The 23,904-nt window shown below is 69.8% G+C and carries 19 protein-coding genes; 8 read left to right on the forward strand and 11 right to left on the reverse strand.

Features of this window, described 5'->3' with window-relative positions:
* From NS220_RS03110 to NS220_RS03130, 5 genes are all read left to right on the forward strand, one after another.
* A partial coding sequence (locus NS220_RS03110; protein ID WP_058622645.1) for a family 43 glycosylhydrolase occupies positions 1 to 1,145 on the forward strand: 1,145 nt, incomplete at its 5' end.
* Positions 1,142 to 3,985, forward strand: a complete 2,844-nt coding sequence (locus tag NS220_RS03115) for an alpha-L-rhamnosidase (protein WP_058622646.1) — start codon at positions 1,142 to 1,144, stop codon at positions 3,983 to 3,985. The genes NS220_RS03110 and NS220_RS03115, both read left to right, overlap by 4 nt.
* 82 nt (positions 3,986 to 4,067) lie before the next feature.
* Entirely contained in the window at positions 4,068 to 5,852 is a 1,785-nt protein-coding gene (locus tag NS220_RS03120; RefSeq protein ID WP_058622647.1) for a DUF5605 domain-containing protein, read from the forward strand.
* An 88-nt stretch (positions 5,853 to 5,940) separates the two neighbouring features.
* On the forward strand, positions 5,941 to 6,222 hold the full coding sequence (locus tag NS220_RS03125; protein WP_242864514.1) for a type II toxin-antitoxin system TacA family antitoxin: 282 nt from the start codon (positions 5,941 to 5,943) through the stop codon (positions 6,220 to 6,222).
* Positions 6,215 to 6,718, forward strand: coding sequence for a GNAT family N-acetyltransferase (locus NS220_RS03130; protein WP_058622649.1), 504 nt, complete (start codon positions 6,215 to 6,217; stop codon positions 6,716 to 6,718). The genes NS220_RS03125 and NS220_RS03130 overlap by 8 nt, the downstream gene beginning before the upstream one ends.
* 128 nt (positions 6,719 to 6,846) lie before the next feature.
* Here NS220_RS03130 and NS220_RS03135 read toward each other — a convergent pair whose 3' ends face one another.
* The 6 genes from NS220_RS03135 to NS220_RS03160 all read right to left on the reverse strand — a co-directional run bounded on the left by NS220_RS03135 (position 6,847) and on the right by NS220_RS03160 (position 16,048).
* Positions 6,847 to 7,473: a hypothetical protein gene (locus tag NS220_RS03135; RefSeq protein ID WP_058622650.1), complete on the reverse strand. Its 627-nt coding sequence runs from the start codon at positions 7,471 to 7,473 to the stop codon at positions 6,847 to 6,849.
* 55 nt (positions 7,474 to 7,528) lie between these two features.
* On the reverse strand, positions 7,529 to 10,417 hold the full coding sequence (locus tag NS220_RS03140; protein ID WP_058622651.1) for a hypothetical protein: 2,889 nt from the start codon (positions 10,415 to 10,417) through the stop codon (positions 7,529 to 7,531).
* Between the two features lie 97 nt (positions 10,418 to 10,514).
* Entirely contained in the window at positions 10,515 to 11,876 is a 1,362-nt protein-coding gene (locus tag NS220_RS03145) for an ABC transporter substrate-binding protein (RefSeq protein ID WP_058622652.1), read from the reverse strand.
* Between the two features lie 84 nt (positions 11,877 to 11,960).
* Positions 11,961 to 12,923, reverse strand: coding sequence for a carbohydrate ABC transporter permease (locus NS220_RS03150; protein WP_193755259.1), 963 nt, complete (start codon positions 12,921 to 12,923; stop codon positions 11,961 to 11,963).
* A gap of 9 nt (positions 12,924 to 12,932) precedes the next feature.
* A complete protein-coding gene (locus tag NS220_RS03155; protein WP_440589454.1) occupies positions 12,933 to 13,862 on the reverse strand; it encodes a carbohydrate ABC transporter permease in 930 nt (309 codons plus the stop codon).
* Positions 13,859 to 16,048: an alpha-galactosidase gene (locus NS220_RS03160; RefSeq protein WP_081322956.1), complete on the reverse strand. Its 2,190-nt coding sequence runs from the start codon at positions 16,046 to 16,048 to the stop codon at positions 13,859 to 13,861. The genes NS220_RS03155 and NS220_RS03160 overlap by 4 nt, the downstream gene beginning before the upstream one ends.
* Before the next feature lie 150 nt (positions 16,049 to 16,198).
* Between NS220_RS03160 and NS220_RS03165 the strand changes: the two genes are divergently transcribed.
* Positions 16,199 to 17,227 (forward strand): LacI family DNA-binding transcriptional regulator, encoded by a 1,029-nt coding sequence (locus tag NS220_RS03165; protein ID WP_058622653.1) that lies wholly within the window; start codon positions 16,199 to 16,201, stop codon positions 17,225 to 17,227.
* A gap of 385 nt (positions 17,228 to 17,612) precedes the next feature.
* Positions 17,613 to 18,611, forward strand: a complete 999-nt coding sequence (locus tag NS220_RS03170) for a S41 family peptidase (protein WP_058622654.1) — start codon at positions 17,613 to 17,615, stop codon at positions 18,609 to 18,611.
* 138 nt (positions 18,612 to 18,749) lie between these two features.
* On the opposite strand, the gene NS220_RS03175 is transcribed toward NS220_RS03170, so the two are convergent.
* The 4 genes from NS220_RS03175 to NS220_RS03190 form a co-directional block, all read right to left on the reverse strand.
* Positions 18,750 to 19,061 (reverse strand): winged helix-turn-helix domain-containing protein, encoded by a 312-nt coding sequence (locus NS220_RS03175; protein WP_058622655.1) that lies wholly within the window; start codon positions 19,059 to 19,061, stop codon positions 18,750 to 18,752.
* Entirely contained in the window at positions 19,058 to 19,489 is a 432-nt protein-coding gene (locus NS220_RS03180) for a hypothetical protein (protein ID WP_058622656.1), read from the reverse strand. Before NS220_RS03180 ends, NS220_RS03175 begins: the two co-directional genes overlap by 4 nt.
* A gap of 263 nt (positions 19,490 to 19,752) precedes the next feature.
* Complete coding sequence (locus NS220_RS03185; RefSeq protein ID WP_058622657.1) at positions 19,753 to 20,883, reverse strand: Gfo/Idh/MocA family protein; 1,131 nt, start codon at positions 20,881 to 20,883, stop codon at positions 19,753 to 19,755.
* Entirely contained in the window at positions 20,880 to 21,704 is an 825-nt protein-coding gene (locus NS220_RS03190; protein ID WP_058622658.1) for a sugar phosphate isomerase/epimerase family protein, read from the reverse strand. The genes NS220_RS03185 and NS220_RS03190 overlap by 4 nt, the downstream gene beginning before the upstream one ends.
* 111 nt (positions 21,705 to 21,815) lie before the next feature.
* Here NS220_RS03190 and NS220_RS03195 point away from each other — a divergent pair, with 111 nt between their 5' ends.
* A complete protein-coding gene (locus NS220_RS03195) occupies positions 21,816 to 22,439 on the forward strand; it encodes a TetR/AcrR family transcriptional regulator (RefSeq protein ID WP_058622659.1) in 624 nt (207 codons plus the stop codon).
* Between the two features lie 169 nt (positions 22,440 to 22,608).
* Here the strand turns inward: NS220_RS03195 and NS220_RS03200 are convergent, their stop codons facing one another.
* Positions 22,609 to 23,865, reverse strand: a complete 1,257-nt coding sequence (locus NS220_RS03200; protein WP_058622660.1) for an alpha-hydroxy acid oxidase — start codon at positions 23,863 to 23,865, stop codon at positions 22,609 to 22,611.
* Positions 23,866 to 23,904: the final 39 nt, after the last annotated feature.

Genomic DNA, 23,904 nt, shown 5'->3' on the forward strand with positions numbered 1-23,904 from the left:
TCGACGGCATCGACCCCGACATCGCGTGGGATGCCGCGGGCACGGCCTACCTCACCTACTCGGGGCTGATCCTCGGCGGTCCGGACGCGGGCACGCACACCGGCATCCAGCAGGCCCGCGTCGACCTCGGAACGCACCGCGCGCTCGAGGAGCCGCGGTCGCTGTGGTCGGGGGTGGGCGGGATGTTCCCCGAGGCCCCGCACCTCTACGAGATCGACGGGCGCTGGTATCTGCTCATCGCCGAGGGCGGCACCGAGCGCGGTCACGGCGTCTCCCTCGCGCGCGCCGACGCTCCCGAGGGCCCCTTCGAGGCGGCCCCGGGCAACCCTCTCGTCTCCGCGCGATCGACGACCCGACCCGTGCAGAACACCGGCCACGGCGATCTCGTCATCGGCCCCGAGGGCGAGTGGGTGTGCGTGCTGCTGGGCGTCCGCCCGCGCGGGATGACCCGCGCCTTCTCGGCGCTCGGGCGCGAGACGTTCGTCACGCGCGTCGACTGGCAGCCCGACGGCTGGCCCACGATCGAGCCCGTTCCCCTGAACCCCCGCCCCGGCACGCGTGTCGAGGTCGGGTTCTCGCCCGAGGCGGGGCTCGACGGAGAGTGGATCTCGGTCCGCTCGCTGCCCACCGACCACGCCGACCTCCGCGCGCGGCCGGGATGGATGCGCCTGGATGCCGACGGCTCGACGCTCGGCGATCCCCGTCCGGTCTTCGTCGGCCGACGTCAGGTGCACCTCGGCCAGCGCACGTCGGTCACGCTCGATGTGTCCGGCGGGATCGGCGGCCTCGCCGTGCGCTACGACGAGCGCTTCCACGTCGAGGTCGAGGCGGGAGCGGGTGAAATCGTCGCGCGGGCCGTCGTGGGCGATCTCGTGCAGGAGTGGCGCACTCCGCTGACCGCGACGACTCTCACGCTGCACATCGACTGCGCGCCCGCGAGCTCGGCGGTGAGCTTCGCGCCCGCGATCCACGCGCTGCACCTCGCCGCCACCGTCGCGGGAGAGTGCATCCCGCTCGCCGAGGTCGACGGGCGCTTCCTGTCGTCCGAGGTGACCGAATCGTTCACCGGACGCGTGATCGGCGTGTACGCCCGAGAGGGCATGATCGATGCGACCGCCTGGGTCGCCGAGGGAGACGACGCATGACCACCGACACCAGTGTCGCCGCGGTGAAAGCCGAGCTGCGCACCGACTCGCCGTTCGTCGCGACGCCCACGCCGCGCCTCACCTGGCGCGTCGAGACGTCGACCCCGTCGTGGCGCCAGTCCGCCGCCGAAGCCACCGACGGGGTCATCACCGTCACTCTCGAGGGGGCGGAATCCGCTCTCGTCGCGTGGCCGTTCCCCCCGCTCGCGCCCGGCGAGCGCCGCGAGGTGCGGGTGCGGGTGACCGGCGTCGACGGAGCCGTCAGCGCGTGGAGCGCTCCCCTCGTCGTCGAGGCCGGGTTCCTCGCCCCCGGTGAATGGGTCGCCGAGCCGATCGGCCTCGCGAACGCCGAGCGCGAGGCCCAGCCCGCACTCGTGCGCACGCGCTTCCGCCTCGATCGACCCGTCCGCCGTGCCCTCCTGCTGTGGACCGCTCTCGGCAGTGCCGAGCCCGAGATCAACGGCCGCGCCGTCTCCGACGACGTGCTCGCCCCCGGCTGGAGCGCCACGCGCGACCGTCTCGTGCACGAGAGCGTCGACGTCACCGACCTGCTCGTCGAGGGCGACAACGTCGTGGGCGCGACCCTCGCGGGCGCCTGGTACACCGAGCGCTACGGCTTCTTCGCCTTCGCCGACCGCGTCTACGGCGATCAGCCCGCCTTCCTCGCCCAGCTGCGCGTCACCTTCGCCGACGGCACGGTCGAGACGGTCGCGCCGACCGGCGCCGCCTGGACCGCGACCGGCGACGCCGAGGTCGTCACGAGCGGCATCTACGCCGGCGAGCATCAGGACCTCCGCCGCCGCGACCCTTGGTCGACCCCGGATGCCGCGGCCTCCGGCGATGACCGACGCTGGGCGCCCGCGCGGGTGGGTGTCGTCGCGCGCCCGGGATACGAGAACGTCCTCGTCCCCGAGGCGCGCATCGCCGAGCCGGTCCGCCGCCACGAGAGCCTGCCGGTCGTCGCACGCATCGCGACGCCCTCCGGCGGGGAGGTGCTCGACTTCGGGCAGAACCTCGTCGGTCGTCTCCGCCTCCGCGTGCGCGGCGAGGCCGGCACCACCGTCACGATCCGCCACGCCGAGGTGCTCGACGAGGGCGAACTCGCGCTCCGCCCCTTGCGCAACGCCAAGGCCGAGGCATCCTTCGTCCTGTCCGGGGGCGACGACGTTCTCGAGAGCCGCTTCTCGTTCTACGGCTTCCGTTATGCCCAGGTGACGGGGATCGCGGTGACCGACGCGCAGGTCGAGGCCGTCGTGCTGCACAGCGACATGGAGCGCACGGGCTGGTTCGCCTCGTCGCACGCGCTCGTGAACCGGCTTCACGAGAACGTCGTGTGGGGAATGCGCGGCAACTTCCTCGCCCTTCCCACCGACTGCCCGCAGCGCGACGAGCGCCTGGGCTGGACCGGCGACCTGCAGGTGTTCGCGCCCACCGCGTCGTTCCTCTACGACTGCGACGGGTTCCTCACCTCGTGGCTGCGCGATCTCGCTCTCGAGCAGGAGCGCGCCGGCGGCGTCGTTCCGCTGGTGATCCCGGCCGCCCTCCCCTCTTTCGCGGGCGGCGGTCCCGTCGCGGCGTGGGGAGATGCGGCGGCGGTCACCCCGACCGTTCTGCACGAGCGTTTCGGCGACCGCGCCGTGCTCGCCGCGCAGTACCCGAGCATGCGCGCGTGGGTCGACGCGGTGCGGGCGGATGCCGGGGACTCGGGCCTGTGGGCCGGGCGGATGCAGCTCGGCGACTGGCTCGACCCGAGCGCGCCTCCCGACCAGCCCGGCAAGGCGAAGGTCGACGGCGACATCGTCGCGACGGCGTACTTCGCCCGGTCGCTGCGCCAGGTCGCCGAGGCCGCGACGCTGCTCGGGTATGAGAGCGACGCCGTGGCGTACGCCGATCTCGCCGAGCGCAGCCGTGCCGCATTCGTCGCCGAGTACGTCACTCCCGCCGGCCGCATGATGAGCGACGCCCCCACCGCGTACGCCCTCGCGCTCGCGTTCGACCTCGTGCAGGACGCCCCGACGCGCGCGGCCCTCGCCGACCGGCTGGCCGCGCTCGTCCGCGAGAGCGGCTACCGCATCTCGACCGGCTTCGTCGGCACGCCGATCATCGCCGACGCCCTCAGCGACGGCGGCCACCACGACGCGGCCGAGCGCCTTCTGCTGCAGACGCAGTGCCCCTCGTGGCTGTACCCGGTGACGCAAGGGGCGACGACGGTGTGGGAGCGGTGGGACAGCCTGCTGCCGGACGGATCGGTGAACCCCGGCGAGATGACGTCGTTCAACCACTACGCCCTCGGCGCGGTGGCGGACTGGCTGCACCGCACCGTCGCGGGGCTCGCGCCCGCCGCCCCCGGCTACCGACGCCTGCGGATCGCTCCGCGACCGCTCACGGCGCTCGACCACGCCTCGGCACGGCACCTCACCGCCTACGGCCCGGCGGAGGTGTCGTGGGAGCGGGAGCCGGGCACCGGGATCGTACGGGTGCGCGCGATCGTGCCGCCGAACACCACAGCCGAGGTCGCCCTCCCGGGAAGCCTCCCCGACGGCGCCGAAGCCCCCTCCGAGGTCGGCTCGGGCACGCACGAGTGGCGCGTCACGCTTCCGGCCGCTCCCCCGCGTCCGCCGCTGCCGGGCCTGGACGCGATGCTCGCCGACGTCATCGATGACCCGCGCGCGTATGACGCGCTGATCGGCGCCCTCGAAGAGACGGCTCCCGAGCGGGTCGAGGGTGTGCGCTCCGGCACCGTGTGGGGGGCCGGCCGGCCGCTGGCATCCGCTCTCATGTTCACCCCGCCGGACGTGCTCGAGCGGGTCGACTGCGCCGTGCGCGACGCCACCGCCTGACGCACGGCATCCACCCCGTCCCCGCCCGCGAGGCCCCGCACCCGCGACCGGCCGTGACACCCCTGAGCCCCGAGGAGACCCCATGTTCGACCGCCGCTCCACCTTCGGCGAAGCCCTCGACCACCCCGGCGCCCGGGCGGTGCTCGAGCGCCTCATGCCGGGCTTCGCGGCGTCGCCGATGGCGGCGCAGTTCCGCGGCGGACGACTCGGGTCGCTCATCGCGCTCGTGCCCTCGCTCGAGTCGCCTGAGGCGCGCGCACAACTGTGGACCGAGCTCGCGGAGATCGGCGAAGCGGCCGAGCGTCCGGCCTACGCCCCCGCGATCGCGCCGAACCCCGCGTACGAGAGCGACGACGTCGAGCGCGCCTCGGCCGTCGTCCGCCCGGTCGCCGCGGCGAGCCGGTGGGGAGTGCTCGAGGTGCGCATCGACGGCCCTGCGCACGGCAACCCGTTCGTCGACGTGGACCTGCACGCCGCTTTCACGCGCCCCGACGGCTCGACCGTGCGCGTCGGCGGTTTCTACGACGGCGACGGCGAGTGGGTCGTGCGCGTGCTCGCCGACCGGGAGGGGCGCTGGTCGTTCTCGACCACCGCCACCGCGCGCTCGCTCGATGGCCTGCACGGCGAGGCGCAGGTGGGCGCGGCGAGGGACGGGGCACACGGCCCTGTCCGCGTCGACGGCTTCCACTTCGTCCACGCCGACGGCACGCACCACCGCCCGCTCGGCACCACCGCCTACGCGTGGACCCACCAGCCAGACGCCCTGCAGGAGCAGACGCTCGAGACGCTCACCGACGGGCCGTTCCGGAAGATCCGCATGTGCCTGTTTCCGAAGTCGTACCTCTTCAACGCCAACGAGCCCGGCGACTTCGTCTTCCCCGGCTCCCTCGCCGAGGGCTTCGACCTCGAGCGTTTCGACCCCGCGCACTTCCGCCGCCTCGAGAAGCGCATCGCGCAGCTCGGGGAGCGCGGCATCGAGGCCGACCTCATCCTCTTCCACGCCTACGACCGCTGGGGGTTCGCCGACCTCGGGCCCGCCGTTGACGACCGGTACGTGCGCTACGTCGTGCGCCGCCTCGCCGCGTTCTCGAACGTGTGGTGGTCGATGGCGAACGAGTACGACCTCGTCTGGGCGAAGGACGAGGACGACTGGGAACGCCTCGCCGCGATCGTCGGCGAGGAGGACCACGCCGACCACCTGAACTCCATCCACAACTGCCGCCCCTTCTACGACTACTCGCGCCCGTGGATCACGCACGTCAGCATCCAGCGCGTCGACGTGTACCGCACCGCCGAGAACACCGACGAGTGGCGCGAACGCTGGGGCAAGCCCGTCGTGATCGACGAATGCGCGTACGAGGGCGACATCGACCAGGGGTGGGGCAACATCACCGGCGAGGAGATGACACGCCGCTTCTGGGAGGGCGCCGTCCGCGGCGGCTACGTCGGCCACGGCGAGACCTACCTCCCGGCCCCGGTGGGCGAGGTGCAGGTCCCGGATGCCGCCGGCTCCGACGGTGAAGTCCTCTGGTGGGCGAAGGGCGGCGTGCTCCACGGCTCCTCGCCCGCCCGCATCGGCTTCCTCGATCGAGTACTCGCCGAGGTGCCCGGCGGTGTGCTCGACCCCGCCGCCTCCGATTGGGACGTGCCGTGGGCCCAGTCCGCCGACGGCACGGTCCGGGTGGCGTACTTCGGCTTCAACCGTCCGCGCTTCCGCAACGTCGTGCTCGGCGAGGGCGACTGGACCATCGACGTCATCGACACGTGGAACATGACGGTCGACCGGGTCGACGGCATCCATTCCGGTTCAGCCCGGGTGACGCTGCCGGGGCGGCCGTTCGTGGCGGTGCGGCTGTCGCGCGTGTGACGCCCCTCGCAATGCGCGCAAAGACGAAGAAAGGGCAATTCGAGACCGACACTCGCACATGTACGGGTATCTGCCGTACAATCGAGGAGTGAACAGACCCCTGAAGGACGCCCGAATCGAACTCCGCGTGACAGCCGCCCAGAAGGATGCCATCGAAGCCGCCGCAGCGATCTCGGGTCGCACCATCACCGACTTCTCCGCCGCCACCCTCGCCGCACGCGCAGAGGAAGTCATCCAGCAGGATCGCCGACTCCGAGTCGATGCGCACGCCTTCGATGCCTTCCAGTCGGCGATGGATCGCCCTGCACGCTCCCTCGACGAGCTCCGTGACCTTCTGACGCGCACATCGGTTTTCACCGACGGTGACTGAGTTCCTGACCCCACGACCCATCGCCGCGGGAGACAAGCTGTCCGAGTTCCACTCAGGGGAGGAGTCGCTCGACAGCTGGCTCCGAGGACGTGCGCGCAGCAACGAAAAGGCGGGCGCATCCCGCACCAGTATTTCCGTCACTCGCGACGAGCACCGCGTAGCGGGCTATTACTGCTTGTCGTCGAGCTCGCTGGAACGCGGCGACGGCCCGCCGATGTTGACCGACAAGATGCCCTCGATCATCCCTGTGGTGCTCCTCGGTCGGCTCGCCGTCCACCGAGATTTCCACGGCATGGGGCTCGGGTTCTCTCTCCTGCAGCACGCGACGCTCCGAGCACTCGATGCTGCCGAGACCATCGGCATCCGCGCGATCCTGGTCCACGCTCTGAATGAGGAGGTCGTTCCGTTCTACGAGAAATTCGGCTTCACCCGGTTCCCCGGCCAGAGCCAAACCCTCTACCTGCTGACGAAGGACGCACGGGCGACCATCCGCTGAGACGCTCCCCTATCGCGCGCGTGAGGCGCTTCGCTACGTTTCCTCACCATGAGCCTCCACGCATACCGGCATGGGGCCCCTCCGGGTGCGGCGCGCGAGCCGGGAATCGCGCACGCCGCACCGGTCGATCATTCGAAGAGAGACAGGGTGATGACGGCGGAGTAGCTGCCCGCCTTCACCGTGGGCTCCACTTTCAGTGTGAGGTCCGCCGTCGCCGTCGAACTCAGTCCTCCGTCGGGGACGGACTGCGGGTCGCCGAGGGCGAGTAGTTCTTTGTCGACCAGCCCCCGGTTCGTCGCGGCATCGGTGCCGGTGTTCGGATCCAGCGAGGTGCCGACGTCTCCGCCGACCGACACCGAGGAGTCGTCGCCCGAGACGAGCCGCGGGCTCCATCCGATGTGGTCGGCGCCGATCGTGGCACCGCCCTCCGCGGTGAAGGCGCTCGAACTGCCGAGGACGTACCACGCGCCACCGGAGGCGAGCTGATCGGCGGTACGGGTGTCGGTGACGGTGACTTGCGGAAGCGATCCGGTGAACTGCCGCACCGCGGCCGTCGAACCGTTCTCGGTCAGCGTCGTCCGACCGGACGCGACCGTCATGGCGAGCGCTCCCGGGGGAGTGAGTGGGGTGATGTCGACGTCGACACCGATGTCGGTGTCCGAGCCGGGTTGCGCGGCGGCGGCGACGGCCGATCCGCCGCTGACGAGCAACGCCGCCGTCAGCGCGGCCGCACCCAGCGCAAGGTGGGTTCGCATGGATTGTCCCTTCGGGTGGGGTCGGCGGGGGCGGTCGCCCGCCCCCGCCGAGATGTCATTTCTGAGCGTTGTAGGAAGCGGTGATCTGTTGCGTCGCGGCGGTGCCGTTGACGGTGCCGCTCAGCGTGATCGTCGCCTTCCCCGCGGGGATCGAGGACTTGGTGGTGTTGAACGAGACGCTGACCTTCTTGCCGGGTTGCACGGCCGAGAAGGTCTTCTTCCCGTAGTTCGTCTCGATCAGCACGTCCTCGGCGACGGACGACGTGTTGGTCACGGCCACCGTGAGGTAGACCTTGCCGGCGACCTTTCGAGTGGATGCCGCGGCGTCGGCCGTGAGGACCACGTCAGCCGTGTTGGTCGTCTTCGAGACCAACGGCGACATCTCGAGCCAATCGATGTTCGGCGCGTTCCCCGTGCTGTTGCCCAGACGGAGCGATCCGTTCGCCGTCGTCAGATCCAGCGGGACGGTGTGGGTCCAGAACCCCTTCCAGGTGTAGTTGTTGCGGAACGCGCCGCGCGTCGTGGCTCCCCCGTCTTCCGTCACGTCCAGGAACCGGGTGATGACGTCCGTGTTGTAGGCGTGGCCCGTGTTCTTGTCGGCGTTGGAGTAGCGCACCGTCAGGTCGTACGCACCGGCTCCGAGGCCGTCGGGACGGCTGAGAGTCGCGTAGTTGTCCGCGCCGCCGCCGAGCCACCCGAGCTGCTGACCCGAGACATTGGTGGGCTGGCCCGGTGTCTCCAGGCGGGCGGTACCGTGCAGCGCGATCTTCGCGCTGTCCTCGCCCTCGACGCGTACCGTGGCGGCGTCGCCGTCCGTGGCTCGCGTGACGGTGACCGACTGCACGGCCGCCCCCTGCGCGGAACTGATGCGCAGATCCGAGATGCCCTCGGCGAGGTGCACGCGGGCCGTCGAGGTCCACGTGCCGGCCTTGTCCGCCCCCAGCCCGCTAATGCTGCGCGTGTTCAGTGTGACGCCGAGGCCTGAGGCACCGGTGGTGGAGTACCGGATCGCCACGTCGTAATACCCGGTCTCGCGTGCGGAGGGGAAGAACGTCGCCGTGTTGTCACCCGACAGACTCACGGCTCCCTTCGCGTAGTCGAGGGTCCCCGTGGTGCGCGAGAGCACCGCCGGGTATGTGGTCGTCTCCGGGCCGTCGATGCGGGTGAGGTCGAACCGGTCGAGCGAGATGTCCGATCCCGGAAGAAGCGTCGACCCGTCCGCGCTCATGCGCACGGACAGCTCGTGCCGGCCCTGCGTGAGCGAGACGGTGGTCTCCCCGCGACCGCGGTACGTCCAGCCGAAGCCCGCCTCGTACTCGATCGTGGCCGCGTTCTGACCGTCCACGAACAGCGCCTGCTTTCCCGGGCCGATCTCGGTTCCGTTCACGCCGGCGATCGCGCCGAAGCGGTAGGTGCCGGTCGTGGGGACGTCGACGGTCCATGTCAGCGACGAGGTCACCTTGTTGGTCGACCCGACGTCACGACCGCCGGATGCCGAGAAGGTCCAGTCCGAGGCCGGGTCCTGGTTGTAGGCCGTCACGTCGCGCAACGTGGTGTTCTCGGCCTCGACGGTGGTGGACCACGTCGAGTCGACGACCGGGGCGGTGGGAAGCGCCGGTGTGATGACGGCCTGGTAGGCATCCAGACGATTGCTACTGGGGACCTCGACCTGGATCGTGCCGCCGACCGCGACGCGCTGGGCGACCACCACCGGCGGGGCCTGCGCCTCGCCCTCCTGCCCGGACCACTCCGCCTCGCGGATCTGGATGTCGACGGTGTTGCCGAAGACAGCGGGGTCGAGCCCGGACAGGTCCAGGCGCGTGGTGTTGTTCGTCCCGCCGAAGAGCACCGTGGCCTGCTTCTTCGCGGTGTCGACCGCGCCGATACCCTGCAGGGTGTCCGGAGCGTTCAGCGACGGCGGCGTGACGGCGACCGTCTGTCCGCTGAGGTCGCCGTACCACTTCAGCAGCCACCATGCACCGTTGGCGCTGTTGTTCTTCGCCATGTTGTCGTTGAGGTTGCCCGCGTAGGTCCAGTACGCGGTCTGGGCGTCGACCTTCTCGTCCTCGAACATCGCCAGCCACTGGACGAGGTTGCCCGGAACCGACATGTCGCGCCGCATGGCGTACTCGGTGATGTTGATGGGGAGGGCTGTCATACCGAGGTCGCTCTCGATGCCGCGGTACTCCGCCAAGTGCTGGCGGAAGTCCTGCAGGCTCCCGCGTCCCAGCTCGTGCCAGGTGAACATGTCCGGCAGGACGTTGTTCGCTTGCGCGTAGGTGAGGAAGTCACGCGTGCGGGTCGCCTGCCAGTGCGTGTCGCCGTTGCCGGCGATCTTCGCCTGCGGGTAGACCTCCTTGATCGTCTGGTAGACGGCCTTCCAGTCTTGGAGATAGGTGTCCTTCATCGCGCCCCAGTCGGCGTACCAGTTGCCGCCGTCGGGCTCGTTGAAGGGGGTGAAGACGTACTTCTCGGGGTGCTCCGACTCGTTGACGACGCTCGTGACGACCTTGCGGACGATGTCGAGGTAGGTCGAGAAGTCCGAGGGACGCCTGCCGCCGTTGTACGCCCAGTCGGGGTAGTAATCCTGGATGTTCGTCATGATGTACTTCCCCCCGTTCTCGAAGAACGCTCCTTCGACCTCGAGAGGGTCGCCGTTCGGGTGCTGAGCACCGTGGGGGGCCTTCTGCGTCAGGTTGGTGGGGTGGGCACCGGCGATGATGGCATCGGTGGGGACGCCGTCGTCGGACAGACCGTAGAGCATGCCGGAGGCGCCGCCCTGGACGGCTCCGTCGGTCTTGCTGAAGTCGACGCCGATGACGTCGACGGTCGCGGCTTCGGCGGGCGCGGCGACGCCGAGACCGATGCCGGACAACAGCACCGCGGACAACGCGGTGCATGCCGTCGCGCGTGCGACGCGCGAGCGAGAGGGGGAACTGGTCACGAGTACTCCTTCGTACGTGAGGGGGTGAGAGAGGGCGCGGGAGACCCGGGTTCCGAGGCGCCCCGCCGATGCCGAGTGCGGGGCGCCCCGGGGAGTGTTACTTGAACAGGGCGTTGACCTGATCGTTGGCGGACTTCAGTGCGCTCGCATCGGAGGCACCCTTGAGATACGACTCGATCGCGGCCTTCATGGTGTCGTTGACGTCCGACCAGTGGTCGGCGATCGGGAGGAGCTTGGTCGTTCCGTCGGTCACCTGCTCGGTGAACCCGGTGACGTCCCAGCCCTTGGCGGCGAAGGCGGCTTCGGCCTTCTCGGTCGAGGTCTTGACGGCGGGGAAGACGACGGCGGCCTTACCGATGACGTCCTGGCACGCGGCGGAGCCGAGGTACTTGACCCACTCCCACGCGGCATCCTGGTTCTTGCTGCCGGACCAGATACCGTCCGAGAGACCGTTGAACAGGCTCGCGCGCTTCCCGCTCGGGCCGACCGGGGTGGGCGCGACCTTGGTGGGGACCCCGCTCTGGCCGAGGTAGGAACCGTTCATCCAGCTGCCGTCGGTGACGAGGGCGTAGCGGCCGGCGAGGTACCCGTTCAGCGGGTCCTGCTCCGACAGCGCGATGTCGACGCTGGGCATGTAGCCCTTGTCGATCAGGCCCTTGTACCAGGAGAGCGTGTCGGAGAAGGCCTTGTCACCGAAGTTCCACGAGCTGGTCCACGGCGTCTTGTCGCCGTAGTACCAATCGTTGCTGAGCGCGTAGGGCGACCACGTCTGCTGTCCGCTGGCGTTCAGCCCGTTGCCGCTGAGCGCGAGGCCGTAGACCGCGACCTTCGTCTTGTCGAAGCCGGCCTCGTCACCGCGGACGCCGTTCTGGTCGACCGTGAGGTGGGCGACGAGCTTCTCGAAGGACCCGCCGTCCTTGGTGTTCCACGCGAGGTCGGCGAGCTGGTCGGCCGTGTATCCGGCGTCGGCCACCATCTTCTCGTTGTAGAACGTGGCGACCGTGTCGAAGTCCTTCGGCAGGCCATAGCGCCCGCCCTCCTGCGTGGTCCACAGGTCGGCGAGGCCATCCTGGTAGATGCCGAGGTCGATGCCGTCCTTCTTCACGCGCTCGGAGATGTCGAGAAGCTGCCCCTGCGAGACGAACTCCGGGTAGTAGGAGAGGTGGTCGGCGAAGACATCCGGGGCGGTGCCGGAGGCGAAGCCGGTGGTGAGGCCCTGCCAGTAGTCGGCCCAACCGTACTGCTCGATCTTCACCGTGATGCCCGAGGACTTCTGGAAGTCGTCGGCGCACTGCTGGTAGGCCGGCTGCTGGTTGCTGTCCCAGAGCCAATACGTGATCGACTGACCGCTCGAACCGTCGCTGCTGCCCGCGGACGAGCAGCCCGCGAGGATGACGGGAACCGCTGCGGCGAGGGCGGCGACCGCGACGGTGCGGCGCGCGCGTGAGGTGGTGCGCATGGGAATGCCTTTCGTGATGGGAGGTGCGTTGCGGTTCCCGCCCGGGGGTTCGGGCCCACCGGGCGGGAGTTCGGGGCGGGGGGACTACTTGATGCCGGAGTAGCCGAGGTTGTCGACGAGCTTCCGGCCGAAAAGGATGAACAGGATGAAGATCGGGAGCGCGGCGATGAGGGTTCCCGCCATCAGCCCCGCCCAGTCGGGTCCGGTCTGCGGGGTCTGCGACCGGAAGATGCCGAGGGCGACGGTGAGCACCCGGGAGTCGTCGGCGCGGCCGACGAGAAGGGGCCAGAAGTACTCGCCCCACGCGGTGATGTACGTCAGCAGCGCGAGCGTGAACACCGGCGTCGACGACATCGGCAGCACGATGCGGAAGAAGATGCGCAGGTGGCCGGCTCCGTCGATCTTGGCCGACTCCTCGACCTCGCGGCTAATGCCGAGGAAGAACTGCCGCATGAAGAAGATGGCGAACGGCGTCATGAAGAAGAACGGCAGGATGATGCCGGCCAGGGTGTTCAGCAGGCCGAGGTCGCGGATGAGGATGAAGTTCGGCAGCTGCACGAAGATCGGCGGGATCATCAGGGCCGTCAGGAAGAGGAAGAACACGGCGTCGCGTCCCCGCCAGTGCAGTCGGGCGAAGGCGTAGGCCGCCATCGAGGAGAACAGCACCTGGCCGACGGTGATAACGGTGGCGACGATGACGGTGTTACGCAAGTACAGCCAGAAGTTGATCGAGCCCGTCGTCCCGCCCTCGGCCGCAGCCTGCTCCGGTGACGACAGCCCGAGCACGCGGGCGAAACCTCCCCAGCTGAACTCCACCGGCAGCAGGCTTCCCGCGTTCGTGTACAGGGCGGTGTTGGTCGACAGAGCGGTGCGCAGCATCCAATAGAACGGGAAGAGCGTGACGAAGAGCAGCACGATCAGCGCCGCCCACGCCACGATTCGACCGATGTTGACGCGGCGGGCGCGACGAGCGGGGGTGTGATCCTCGCGCCGGGGCGACGAGGGTGCCGCCGGACGGGTCTGAGGCGGAGTGACGGTAGCGGTCATCGGGATCTCCTAGGCCAGGTCGGACGAGTTGGAGCGCATGATCTTCAACTGGAAGTACGCGACGACAGCGAGCACGACCAAGAGGAAGACCGACATCGCGGAGGCGTAGCCGAGGTCGAACCGCTCGAAGGCCTGTTGATAGATGTAGTAGTAGATGACCCGGGTGGAGTTGATGGGTCCCCCCTCCGTCGTCACCGCCACGGTGTCGAAGATCTGGAACGACCCCACGACCGTGATGACGAGGACCAGTGCGAGCACGGGGCGCAGGAGCGGCAGGGTGATCGAGCGGAACATGCGCACCTCGGACGCTCCGTCCAACGCGGCCGCCTCGTACAGCTGCGTGGGAATGGTCTGAAGCCCGGCGAAGACCAGGAGCGCGGTGTAGCCGACGTACCGCCACACGTTGATGAGGGCGATCGTGGGGATGGCGAGGTTCTCGTTGCCGAAGAACGCCATCCGGTCGCCCCCGACGAAGTCGAGGAAGACGTTGATGATGCCGGTCGAGTAGTCCATCATCCAGAACCACACGAGCGCGACGACGACGTTGGCGACGAGATACGGCAACAGGATGATGCCGCGGATCACCGCGGACCGGGTGAGACGGTGCATGAGCACCGCGATCCCGACGGCGAGAACGGTCTGCACTCCGATGTTGATGACGACGTACTCGAGCGTCACCCACAGCGCGTTCCAGAACAGCGGATCGCCGAACATCCGCGTGTAGTTGTCGAGGCCGATGAACTTCCCCGCCCCGATGAGGTTCTGGTCGGTGAAGCTGAACCAGATCCCGCGCAGGGAGGGGACCAAGTAGAACGCGACGAAGCCGAGCGCCGCGGGCGCGATGAAGAACAGAGCGATCTTGGCGTCCCCTCGCCTGCGGCGTGCGGTGCGGGGAGCGACGATCGCCCGGGTGTCGAGCGTGCTGGTGCGGGTGTTCACGCGAGGGCCTCCACGTCGAGGAGAACGGTGGTGTCGGGGTCGAGGGCGGGAATGTGCACTCCCACCTCGCCGAGGGCGGACCCCGTGAGGACGATGCCGGTGCGGTACCACGAGGGATGGATTCGGGGGTCGTAGGGGGCGTCGGCACTGGGGCCGGCGACCGTGACCCGGTACTGCACGAGAGGGGCCAGACCGGGCAGCCGCACGCGGCCGGCCGGCCACGTCACGTGCCGTTCGCGGAGGGTCAGGGCGTATAGGCCTCGTCTCCGATCCGGGCTGACGCTGCCGTGCAGCCACAGGTCGCCGCTCTCCAGCGTGCGTCGGACGACCGTACCGGTGTGGATCAGCGACCGCACGGCTTTGTAGTAGTCGACCCACTCCCCGAGGCGGGCGAGGTCCTCGGGGGAGGCGGCGGTCAGGTCCCATTCGATGCCGAAGTGTCCGAACAGCGCGGTGGACGCCCGGAAGTCCAGGTCGAACTGCCGCCGGGTGGTGTGCGCGCGTTCTGCGCCGACGTGGCTTCCCACGAGCTCAGGAGGCAGAAGCTGGGCCGTCCAGCGCTGGATCTGCTGGCGCTCACGCGCGTCGATGCAGTCGGAGGCCCACACGCGGTCGGTGTGGTTCAGGATCTCCAGGTCCACGCGCGCGCCGCCCGAGGAGCACGATTCGATCTCCAGCCCGGGACAGGCCGCGCGGATCGCGTCCAGGAGTCGGTAGGTCGCGAGAGTCTGCTCGTGCACGCCCGCTCGGCCGGTGCGCGTGGAACCGGCATCCATCAGGTCCCGGTTGTGGTCCCACTTGATGTAGTCGATGCCGTACTCCCGCACGAGGGAGATGATCTGCCGCTCGACGTGCGCGAACGCACCCGGGTGCGACAGGTCGAGCACCTGCTGGTGGCGGAACTCGATCGGCAGGCGACCGGGCACCTGCAGCAGCCATTCGGGATGCGATGCCGCGAGCGCTGACTCGATGTTCACCATCTCGGGCTCGAACCACAGGCCGAACTGCATCCCGCGCTGCTTGACTCCGTCGACGAGGGCACGGAATCTCCCCCCTCCCCAGACGTCCTCCGCGATGACCCAGTCCCCCAGCCCCGACGTGTCGTCGCGGCGGGAGCCGAACCACCCGTCATCCAGAACGAACCTCTCGACGCCCACGCGCTGCGCGGCATCCGCGAGTTCGAGGAGCCGGGTCAGGTCGTGGTCGAAGTACACCGCCTCCCAGACGTTCATCACGACCGGGCGGACGGTGCGGGGGTGGCTGTGTCGGGCGCGGAGGTACGTGTGGAAACGGGCGGCCACGTCGTCCAGACCGGCACCGTACGCAGCGAAGACGTCGGGCGTGGTGTAGGTGTCTCCCGATCCGAGCTGGATCTCGCCGGGGAGGAGAAGCTCTCCACCGAGCAGGAGGCGTTCACCGGAGAATGCCCGTTCCGCGAGGGTGCGGTGGTTGCCGCTGAAAGCGACGTGCAGGCCCCAGGCCTCCCCCTGGCCGAAGTCGAGATCGGTCGTTCCCGCGGTCAGGACCGTCGCCGCATCCGCCCCGGTGCGCCCGTGACGCCCTTCGCGCAGGTGGGTGCCGACCGTGAACTCCCGCCACTGGGGGACTTTCTCCTTTCCCCATCGCCCGGCCAGGTCGAAGAGGACATCCGCCCGCGTCGGCACCGGCAGAGCCAGCTGCAGTCCATCGAGCGTGTAGGTGCTATCACCGATGTTCGTGAGCCCCGCGGACAGGCGGGCGAGCCCACTCGGGAGGAGGACGATCGACAGGTCGAGGGTGAGGTCGGCGTCGACATCGACCGCGCGGACCTCGACGGATCCGCCCTGCCCGTCCTGCCCGGTGACCTCGACGGAGACCGGGACGAATCGCGTCGACCAGGCCCGTCCCGACCGGTGCCCGGCCAGACCTGTCGTTCCGGTCCATCCGCGGGAGTTCTCGGGAAGGACCGAGGCGATGACGCTGGAGTCGACGCCGTTCGTCGCCAGCGGCGGCAGGGCGTGGGCGGCGAGCTCGCGGAGGCCCTCGGCATCCCACTCGCCTGGATCCGCGCCCCAGTGGATGACGAAGGGAAGAGCATCGTCGGGGAGGCCGAGGACGAGGGAGACTCCCCCGGCCCGGAGCGCGACGACGGAGTCCCACGGGGCGTCGACCGCACCGGAGAGCTCGGGAATCACCTGAGTGGTCAAAAGCTTCTTCGCCTTTCCTGACCCGGCATCGGGCCTGCAAACGTTGGTCAAGCTAGCATGCCGAGGACCACTCTGCAAACGTTGGTCAGACAGAAAGTCGATCAAAAGATGAACGTTGGTCATGGGAACGTTCGTCATTAGGCTGTCCGAATGTCTCTCGATCGCCATGTCCCGGGGATCGTCGACGTTGCAGCGAAGGCCGGAGTCAGCCTCTCCACGGTTTCGCGCGTGCTTTCCGGGCGCATCCGCGTCAGCGATGAACTCCGGGCCAAGGTCGAGGCCGCGGTCGCCGAGCTCGGCTACCGCCCGAACGCGGCGGCGCAGTCCCTCGTCAGCGGGCGCCGATCGACCGTGGCGGTCTTCGCTCGCAACACGATTCGCTACGGTTACGCCGCGACGCTCCAGGGAATCGAAGAGGCCGCGCGCGCGGCCGGATACGTGGTCGTCATCGCCGTCGTCGAGTCGGGCGACCCCGACGACATCTCCCGATCCGTGAACAACGCCCTCTCGCATCCCCTCGCGGGCGCGATCGTGATCGAGTTCGACAAGGTCGGTGTCGCAACCCTCGCCGCCCTCCCCTCCACTCTCCCGGTCGTGGCGGCGGCGGGGGCGCGCCGCGCGTCGGGCTCCACCCCGCATGCCTTCCTCGACGATGCCGCCGGAGGCTACGAGGCCACCCGGTACCTGCTGTCGCTCGGGCACACGACCGTGCACCATCTCGCCATCCCGGCGACGAAACCGCGGAGTGGACGCGCCTGGGGATGGCGGAAGGCTCTGCAGGAAGCCGGCGCCCCCATCCCTCCGGTCGTGCAAGCCAGCTACTCCCCCACCTCGGGATACGACTCGGCACAGAAGCTCACCAGTGATCGGAGCATCACCGCTCTCCTCTGCGGCAACGACGAGCTCGCGATCGGCGCGGCACGCGCCTTCCAAGAAGTCGGTCGTCAGGTTCCCCAGGACATCAGCATCGTGGGATTCGACGATCAACCATTCGCACGGATGTGGATGCCGGCCCTGACGACGGTGCGACAGGACTTCGTCGATCTGGGGCGGCGGACGTTCGGACTGCTCGAGGAGTGGCTGACGGAGGACCGGCATCCCGCGGACTCCGCCGTCACTCCGACCCTCGTCGTCCGCGAGAGCAGCGCCGCACCCCCGCGGCAGCGCGGGACCGCGTAAGGATCTTCGACGGAGACCGTCCCGCGTCGACGATCTCGGACCCGAACGGCCATCGTGTCGCTCGCGGAATCGCGCGGTGCGCGCCAGGGAGGCGTTCGCGGCGAGCGACGCCGCTCACCCGCGGTGGCGACGCCCCCGTCGCCGAGGCGGTCACCGTGCTCACAGTGCTCGCCGGTCACCCCGCCGCCGCGTGGCTCCGCGCGGAGTGACGACCGCCGAGACCGCAGGCCCGTGTCGAAACCGCAGGCATTTCCCGCCCGTCGGGTGCGGTCTCGGCGATGGGGTGCGGTCTCGGCGAACGGCGCGGGGCGACGGGCGACCGGCGACGGGCGAAATACACCGCTGGACGGATGTGCGCCGACTATCGGATGGCGAGCATGGAAGGGTGATCAGAACCAAGAAGCCCCGCCGCCGGTACGTCATCGGGGCGGTGGCGGCGGTCGCATTGGCCGTCTGCGGCGCCGCCGCGTGGGGGCTGCACGAGTACGGCCCCCGCTTCGGCGTGTACGTGCTGCCTCCGTCCCCGCAGCGGTACGCCGAGATCGTCGTCGACCGCCTCGACACCGGGTACTACGCCTCGGGACCCGAATGGACCGCGGCTCGGGCGGCCCTCGTGCACGCGGCGCCCTCGGCCCGGAGCTACGAGGAGCTCTACCCGCTCATCGACGCGGCGACGCGGGCGGCGGGGGGAAAGCATTCCGCCTTCCAACCTCCGGCGTCGCGCGAGGACGCGAACGCCTCTGACCCCGTCCTCCCGACCGTCTCCGCGGCCGAGGGAGTGGGCATCGTGACCCTCCCCGAGCTGGTCGACCCCGACGATCGCGCGCAGCAGGACTACGCCGACGTCGTCGCCACCGGGATCGCTGCCCACGCCGACCAGGCGTGCGGGTGGATCGTCGATGTGCGCGGCAACGGCGGCGGCAACATGTACCCGATGCTGTCCGGGGTCTCGGCCCTCCTTCCCGACGGACCGGCGCTGTCGTTCCGCACGCGAGGGGGCACCGCGACCACGGTCACCGTGCAGGAGGACGGAGGAGGACTCGAGGGCCAGACGATCGTGCCGGTCAGCCCGCGCGCCAAGATCACCGGCGTGCCGATCGCCGTGTTGCAGGATGCCGGCACCGGATCGAGCGCGGAGGCCGTCGTCACGGCCTTCCGGGGGATCGAGGGCGTCCGCCTCTTCGGCGCCCCCACCGCCGGATACACCTCGGCGAACCTCCCGATCCCGCTGTACGACGGAGCGAGGATCATCCTCACGCAGAGCATCTACGCCGACCGCACCGGCACGGAGTATCCGGAGGTCCCGCTCCTCCCCGACGAGACCGTGCCCACAGATGCGGCCGAGGCCGCCCGCGCGTGGATCGCCGCGGAGGGCTGTCACTGACGCGGCGCGAGGCCGGACGGCATCCGGGCCTCACCCGACCGCCGTCGAAACCGCAGGCGCATACCGAGACCGCACCCGCTCGTGCTTCACGGGGTGCGGTCTCGACTCACGAATGCGGTCTCGGCGGGGCTGCCCGGCTCACTCGAGCGATCCCGCGATCTCGCGCAGCGTCGCGAGGTGAGAGCGCCAGGCGACGCGACCCTCTTTGGTGAGCGTGAGCGAGGTGCGGGGCATCTTCCCCGCGAACGACTTCCCGACCGACAGGTAGCCCGCGGCTTCCAGCGTCGACACCTGCTTGCTCAGGGCGGAGTCAGTGATCTCCACGGCATCCCGAACCTCCTTGAAACTCAGGGTGCTCGCCCGGTCAAGGGCCGCGACGATCGAGAACCGCACGGAGTTCTGCAGCAGCTCGTCGAGCTTGTGCCGCGGGTGCGGGACGGCCGTGGTCATGACCGGGCCTCGCGAGCGGCGCAGACGAACGACACGACGAGGATGAGCCCCGACGCGACGCTCGCCAGGGCGAGTGATCCGTGCGCGAAGATCACCACGGCCAGCGCCGCGGCATAAGTGACGAACCAGCTCACGATGTACGCCGTCCAGCGACGGCTGCGGGCGAACGCCGCTCGGCCCTGGATGCTGATCACGAAGAAGAGGATGAGCGCGAAGGCCACGGCCAACGTACCGACGTAGGCGAGGCCGAAGGCGTCTCCCGTGGCGAGAGCCATGGCGAAGGTCCCCATCGCCGTGGCCACGCCGAGGGCCACGATGAAGGTGATGTACGGCCACCGGGTCGCGTCGTGCGCGGAGCGGCTCAGCCGATCGGCTCGGTCGAGGAGTCGCTGCGCGTCCGCAGGGCTGAGGGCGGGGTGAGTGTCCATGGGGTTCCTTCCGACCCCTCCATCATGACAACTACTTGCCGTACTGGCAAGTAGTTTCCGCACGTTCGCGAAAAGCCCGCACGCGAGACCGCATCCGCTCGCCGAAACCGCACCCGAACACGCCGAAACGCCTGCGGTCTCGGCAGGAGCGTACGGTCTCGGCGACCATGCGGCCCGGGCGCGGCCCCGGCGCGGCCCCAGCGCGACGACGAACCCCGCCGGGGCGGCCCGCGAAGGGGCGCCCCGGCGGGGTCAGGGGTGGATCAGATCGTGCGCGCGAAGGGATCGAAGTCGCGGGGCACGACCGGCACGGGAGCCGCGAGCGTGCTCTCGACGGTCGTGAAGGCCGCGTTCTCGATCGACTCCTCGGCCGACAGCATGATGTCGAGCACGTGGTAGCCGAGCTCGCCGGTGGCGACGTGCGGTCGGTCCTCGGCGATGGCGCGGACCATGTCGAGCAGGCCCAGGCCGCGGCCGACGACCACGCCCTCCTGCTCGACGTCGATCCACGGCTGGTCGAACCGGGCTCCGTCGCGCAGCACGCCGAGCGGCTTGACGTAGCGCGTCGGCCCCTCGAAGCGGTTCGGGTCGGGCAGCACGATCGTGCCCTCGGTGCCGTGGATCTCGAGCACGCCGTGACGCTCGAGGGCCGAGTCGAAGCTGAACTGGCCCTGCGCCTGCTGGCCGCCCTCGAACGCGGCGAGAAGCTGCACCGTGGTGGGCACCTCGACGTCGAAGAACATGCCCTCGTCAGGACCGGCGTGGATCTCGCGCTGCGGCTGCGGCTTCGCCCCGAGGGCCGCGACCCGGTCCACCGGACCGAGCAGGCTCACGAGCGCGGTCAGGTAGTACGGACCCATGTCGAGCAGGGGGCCGGCACCGCGCGCGAAGAGGAACTGCGGTCCCGGATGCCAGAGGTCGGGCCCCTGCGTCTGGAACGAGGCCTGCGCGAACACGGGCTGACCGATCACGCCGTCGAGGATCGCGCGCTTGGCGGACTGGAAGCCCGGTCCGAGGACGGTGTCGGGAGCGGAGCCGATGCGCAGGCCCGCCGCTTCGGCGTCGCGCAGGAGCTGCGCGGTGCCGGCCCGGTCGAGCCCGAGAGGCTTCTCGGTCCAGACGTGCTTGCCCGCGGCGATCGCGGCGGAGGAGACCTCGACGTGGACCGCGGGGATCGTGAGGTTGACGACGACCTGGATGTCGGGGTTCTCCAGCACCGCGTCGGCGGTGCCCCACGAGGCCACGCCGTACTTCTCGGCCTTGGTGCGAGCGCGCTCGGGGTCGATGTCGCCGACCGCGAGCACCGTCACGTCGGGGAACGACGTGAGGTTCTCGAGGTAGGTGTCGCTGATGACGCCGGCACCGATGATGCCGACTCCCACGGGGGCGCTCACGCGGCGAGGCCCTTCTCGATGAGGAACGCGTAGCTGGCGGCGATGTCGTCGAACACGTCACCGGGAGCCTGGTCGTACTCGATGACCGCGTACTTCACGTCGGCGGCGACCTGCATGGCCTCGACGAGGGGCACCTGGCCCTCGCCGGGACGACGCTGGTCGAGCTGACGCGTGGCGCTGCGGTCGGCATCCGGGGCGAAGGGGTTGGGCACGGGCACGATGCCGTCCTTGACGTGCACGGCCACCAGGCGCGAGCCGAGACGCTGCACGAGGGCCGGCACGTCCTGGCCGCCGGTGAGCGCCCAGAACAGATCGAGCTCGATCGCGACGCGCTCGTCGGTCAACGAGACGAAGTGCTCGAAGCCGCTCTTGCCGTCGACGTCGATGAGGAACTCCTGCGCGTGGTTGTGGTACCCGACGTTCAGGCCGAAGGTGGCGGCGACGTCGGCGGCCTTGTTGAGCCGTTCGGCGATGTCGGCGATCCCGTCGGCCGTCATCCAGCGAGCGGGGTCGACGAAGGGGTCGATCACGGTCGAGATGCCGATCTCGGCGGCGGCCTCGAAAACCACCTCGGGAGCGGGTGTCGGGATCGAGCCGTCCGGTGTCCACAGCTCGTCCGAGAGCAGCGGGGCGTGTCCGGTCGGGGATGCCAGGCCGCTGGCATCCAGAGCCGCACGGATCTCGGCGGGACGGCGCACGAAGTCGAACGCCTCGACGTTGCGGAGGCCGATCGCCGCGAGGCGGTCGAGCGAACCGCCCGGGTCGGCGGTGAATTCTGCGGCCAGCGTGTAGAGCTGGACGGAAGGGATAGGGAGCGACATCGGACCTTTCCTTGCTCGTCGTCGAGGGCACCGCGGGCGGCACCGAGGCATTGCGGGAACGCTACCACAAAACCAACCACTGGTTGCTTTTATCTCCCCTACACTGACGGGGTGACCAGCGACGACGAGGCCGACGCCCCCGCCAGCGAGGGCGACGACCGCCTCGGGCGCTCGGGCGCGTACACGAAGGGCGTCGCACGTCGGCAGGAGATCCTCGACCGCGCCATCCACGTCTTTGCCGAGCGGGGTGCCGAGGGGGCGTCGCTGCGGAGCATCGCGCGGGCGCTCGGCGTCTCGCACGCGGCGCTCCTGCACTACTTCGACTCGCGCGAGCAGTTGCTCGTCGCGGTCTACGACCACGCGGCCCGGTCGACGCCGAGCGCCCCCGACGCGACGGCCCTGTCGTCGCTGACCGACTCCGCCGAGAACAACACCTCGGTGCCGGGTCTCGTCGAGCTCTACACGACGCTCGTCGCCGCCTCGCTGAAAGAAGACAGCGCGACGGCGCGCGAATACTTCACCGACCGCTTCGCCCGCCTGCGCGAACAGCTCGCCGACCGACTCCGCGCCGAGCAGGCCGACGGCCGCGTCCGCGCCGACTGCGACCCCGACCAGGTCGCGGCGCTGTTGATCGCGGCATCCGACGGTCTGCAGGTGCAGTGGCTGCTCGAGCCCTCGATCCCGCTCGCGGACGTGCTCGGGGCTCTCGGCGGGCTGCTCGCGCCGCCGCGCTGAGCCCCCGACCACACGCCGAGATCAGCCTCATTCACCGACCTCACGCGCAATGAGGTCGAAACACCGGTCGGCTGGGCGAACGCACGTGATCTCGGCGACCGCCGGCGCTCGGCGTCGAACGTGAAACCCCCGGCACCCACGACGGGACCGGGGGTTTCGTGACGGCGCGTCAGACGCGCGCCCCCACACCCTCGCCCGCCACCGGCACCAGGCGCGTCAGCTGCGTCACGTGCCGCGGCTCGAGCTCATCCAGCGACGAGACCCCGAGAAGCGTCATCGTGCGCTCGATCTCGCTGCGCAGGATCGCGATCGTGCGGTCGACGCCCTCGCGCCCGCCGGCCATCAGGCCGTAGAGGTACGCGCGCCCGATGAGGGTGAACTTCGCCCCCAGAGCGATGGATGCCACGATGTCGGCGCCGTTCATGATGCCGGTGTCGACCATGACCGTGGCGTCCTTGCCCACCTCGCGCACGACGTGCGGCAGCAGGCGGAACGGGATCGGCGCGCGGTCGAGCTGACGCCCGCCGTGGTTCGAGAGCACGATGCCGTCGACGCCGAGGTCGACGAGGCGCGCGGCATCCTGGACGTTCTGCACGCCCTTCACGACGAGCTTGCCCGGCCACATGCTCCGGATGATGTCGAGGTCCTCGTAGCTGATCGTCGGGTCCATCGCCGCGTTCAGCAACTCGCCGACGGTGCCACCGGTCGTGCTGAGCGAGGCGAACTCGAGCTTGGGAGTGGTGAGGAAGTCGATCCACCACCACGGCCGCGGGATCGCGTTGACGATCGTGCCGACCGTCAGCTGCGGCGGGATCGAGAAACCGTTGCGCTTATCGCGCAGGCGTGCGCCGGCGATCGGGGTGTCGACGGTGAACTGCAGGGCGTCGAACCCGGCGGCAGCGGCCCGCTCGACGAGACCGTACGAGATCTCGCGCTGCTTCATCACGTACAGCTGGAACCAGTTGCGTCCGACGGGGTTGGCCGCCTTCACGCCCTCGATCGAGGTCGTACCCAGCGTCGACAGGGTGAACGGGATGCCGGCGGCCGCCGCCGCGGAGGCGCCCGCGGTCTCACCCTCGGTCTGCATGAGACGCGTGAAACCCGTGGGCGCGATGCCGAACGGCAGCGCCGAGGGCCCGCCGAGGATCTCGCACGAGGTGTCGACCTCGTTCGCGGGACGGAGGATGTCGGGGTGGAACTCGACGTCCTCGAATGCCCGACGGGCGCGGTCGAGCGACAGCTCGCCCTCGGCGGCGCCGTCGGTGTAGTCGAAGGCCGCCTTGGGCGTACGGCGCTTGGCGATCGTGCGCAGGTCGGCGATCGTCAGCGCGGCGTCGAGGCGGCGCTTGCGCGCATCGAGCTCGGGCTTCTTGAACTGCATGAGCTCGAGGAGCTCGCCGACTTTGGGGAGCTGTCGCTGCACCATGGGTGTCTCGCTTTCGTGTGGTCTGACCACAGCATAAGG

Source organism: Microbacterium testaceum, from assembly GCF_001476655.1.
GTDB lineage: Bacteria > Actinomycetota > Actinomycetes > Actinomycetales > Microbacteriaceae > Microbacterium > Microbacterium testaceum_C.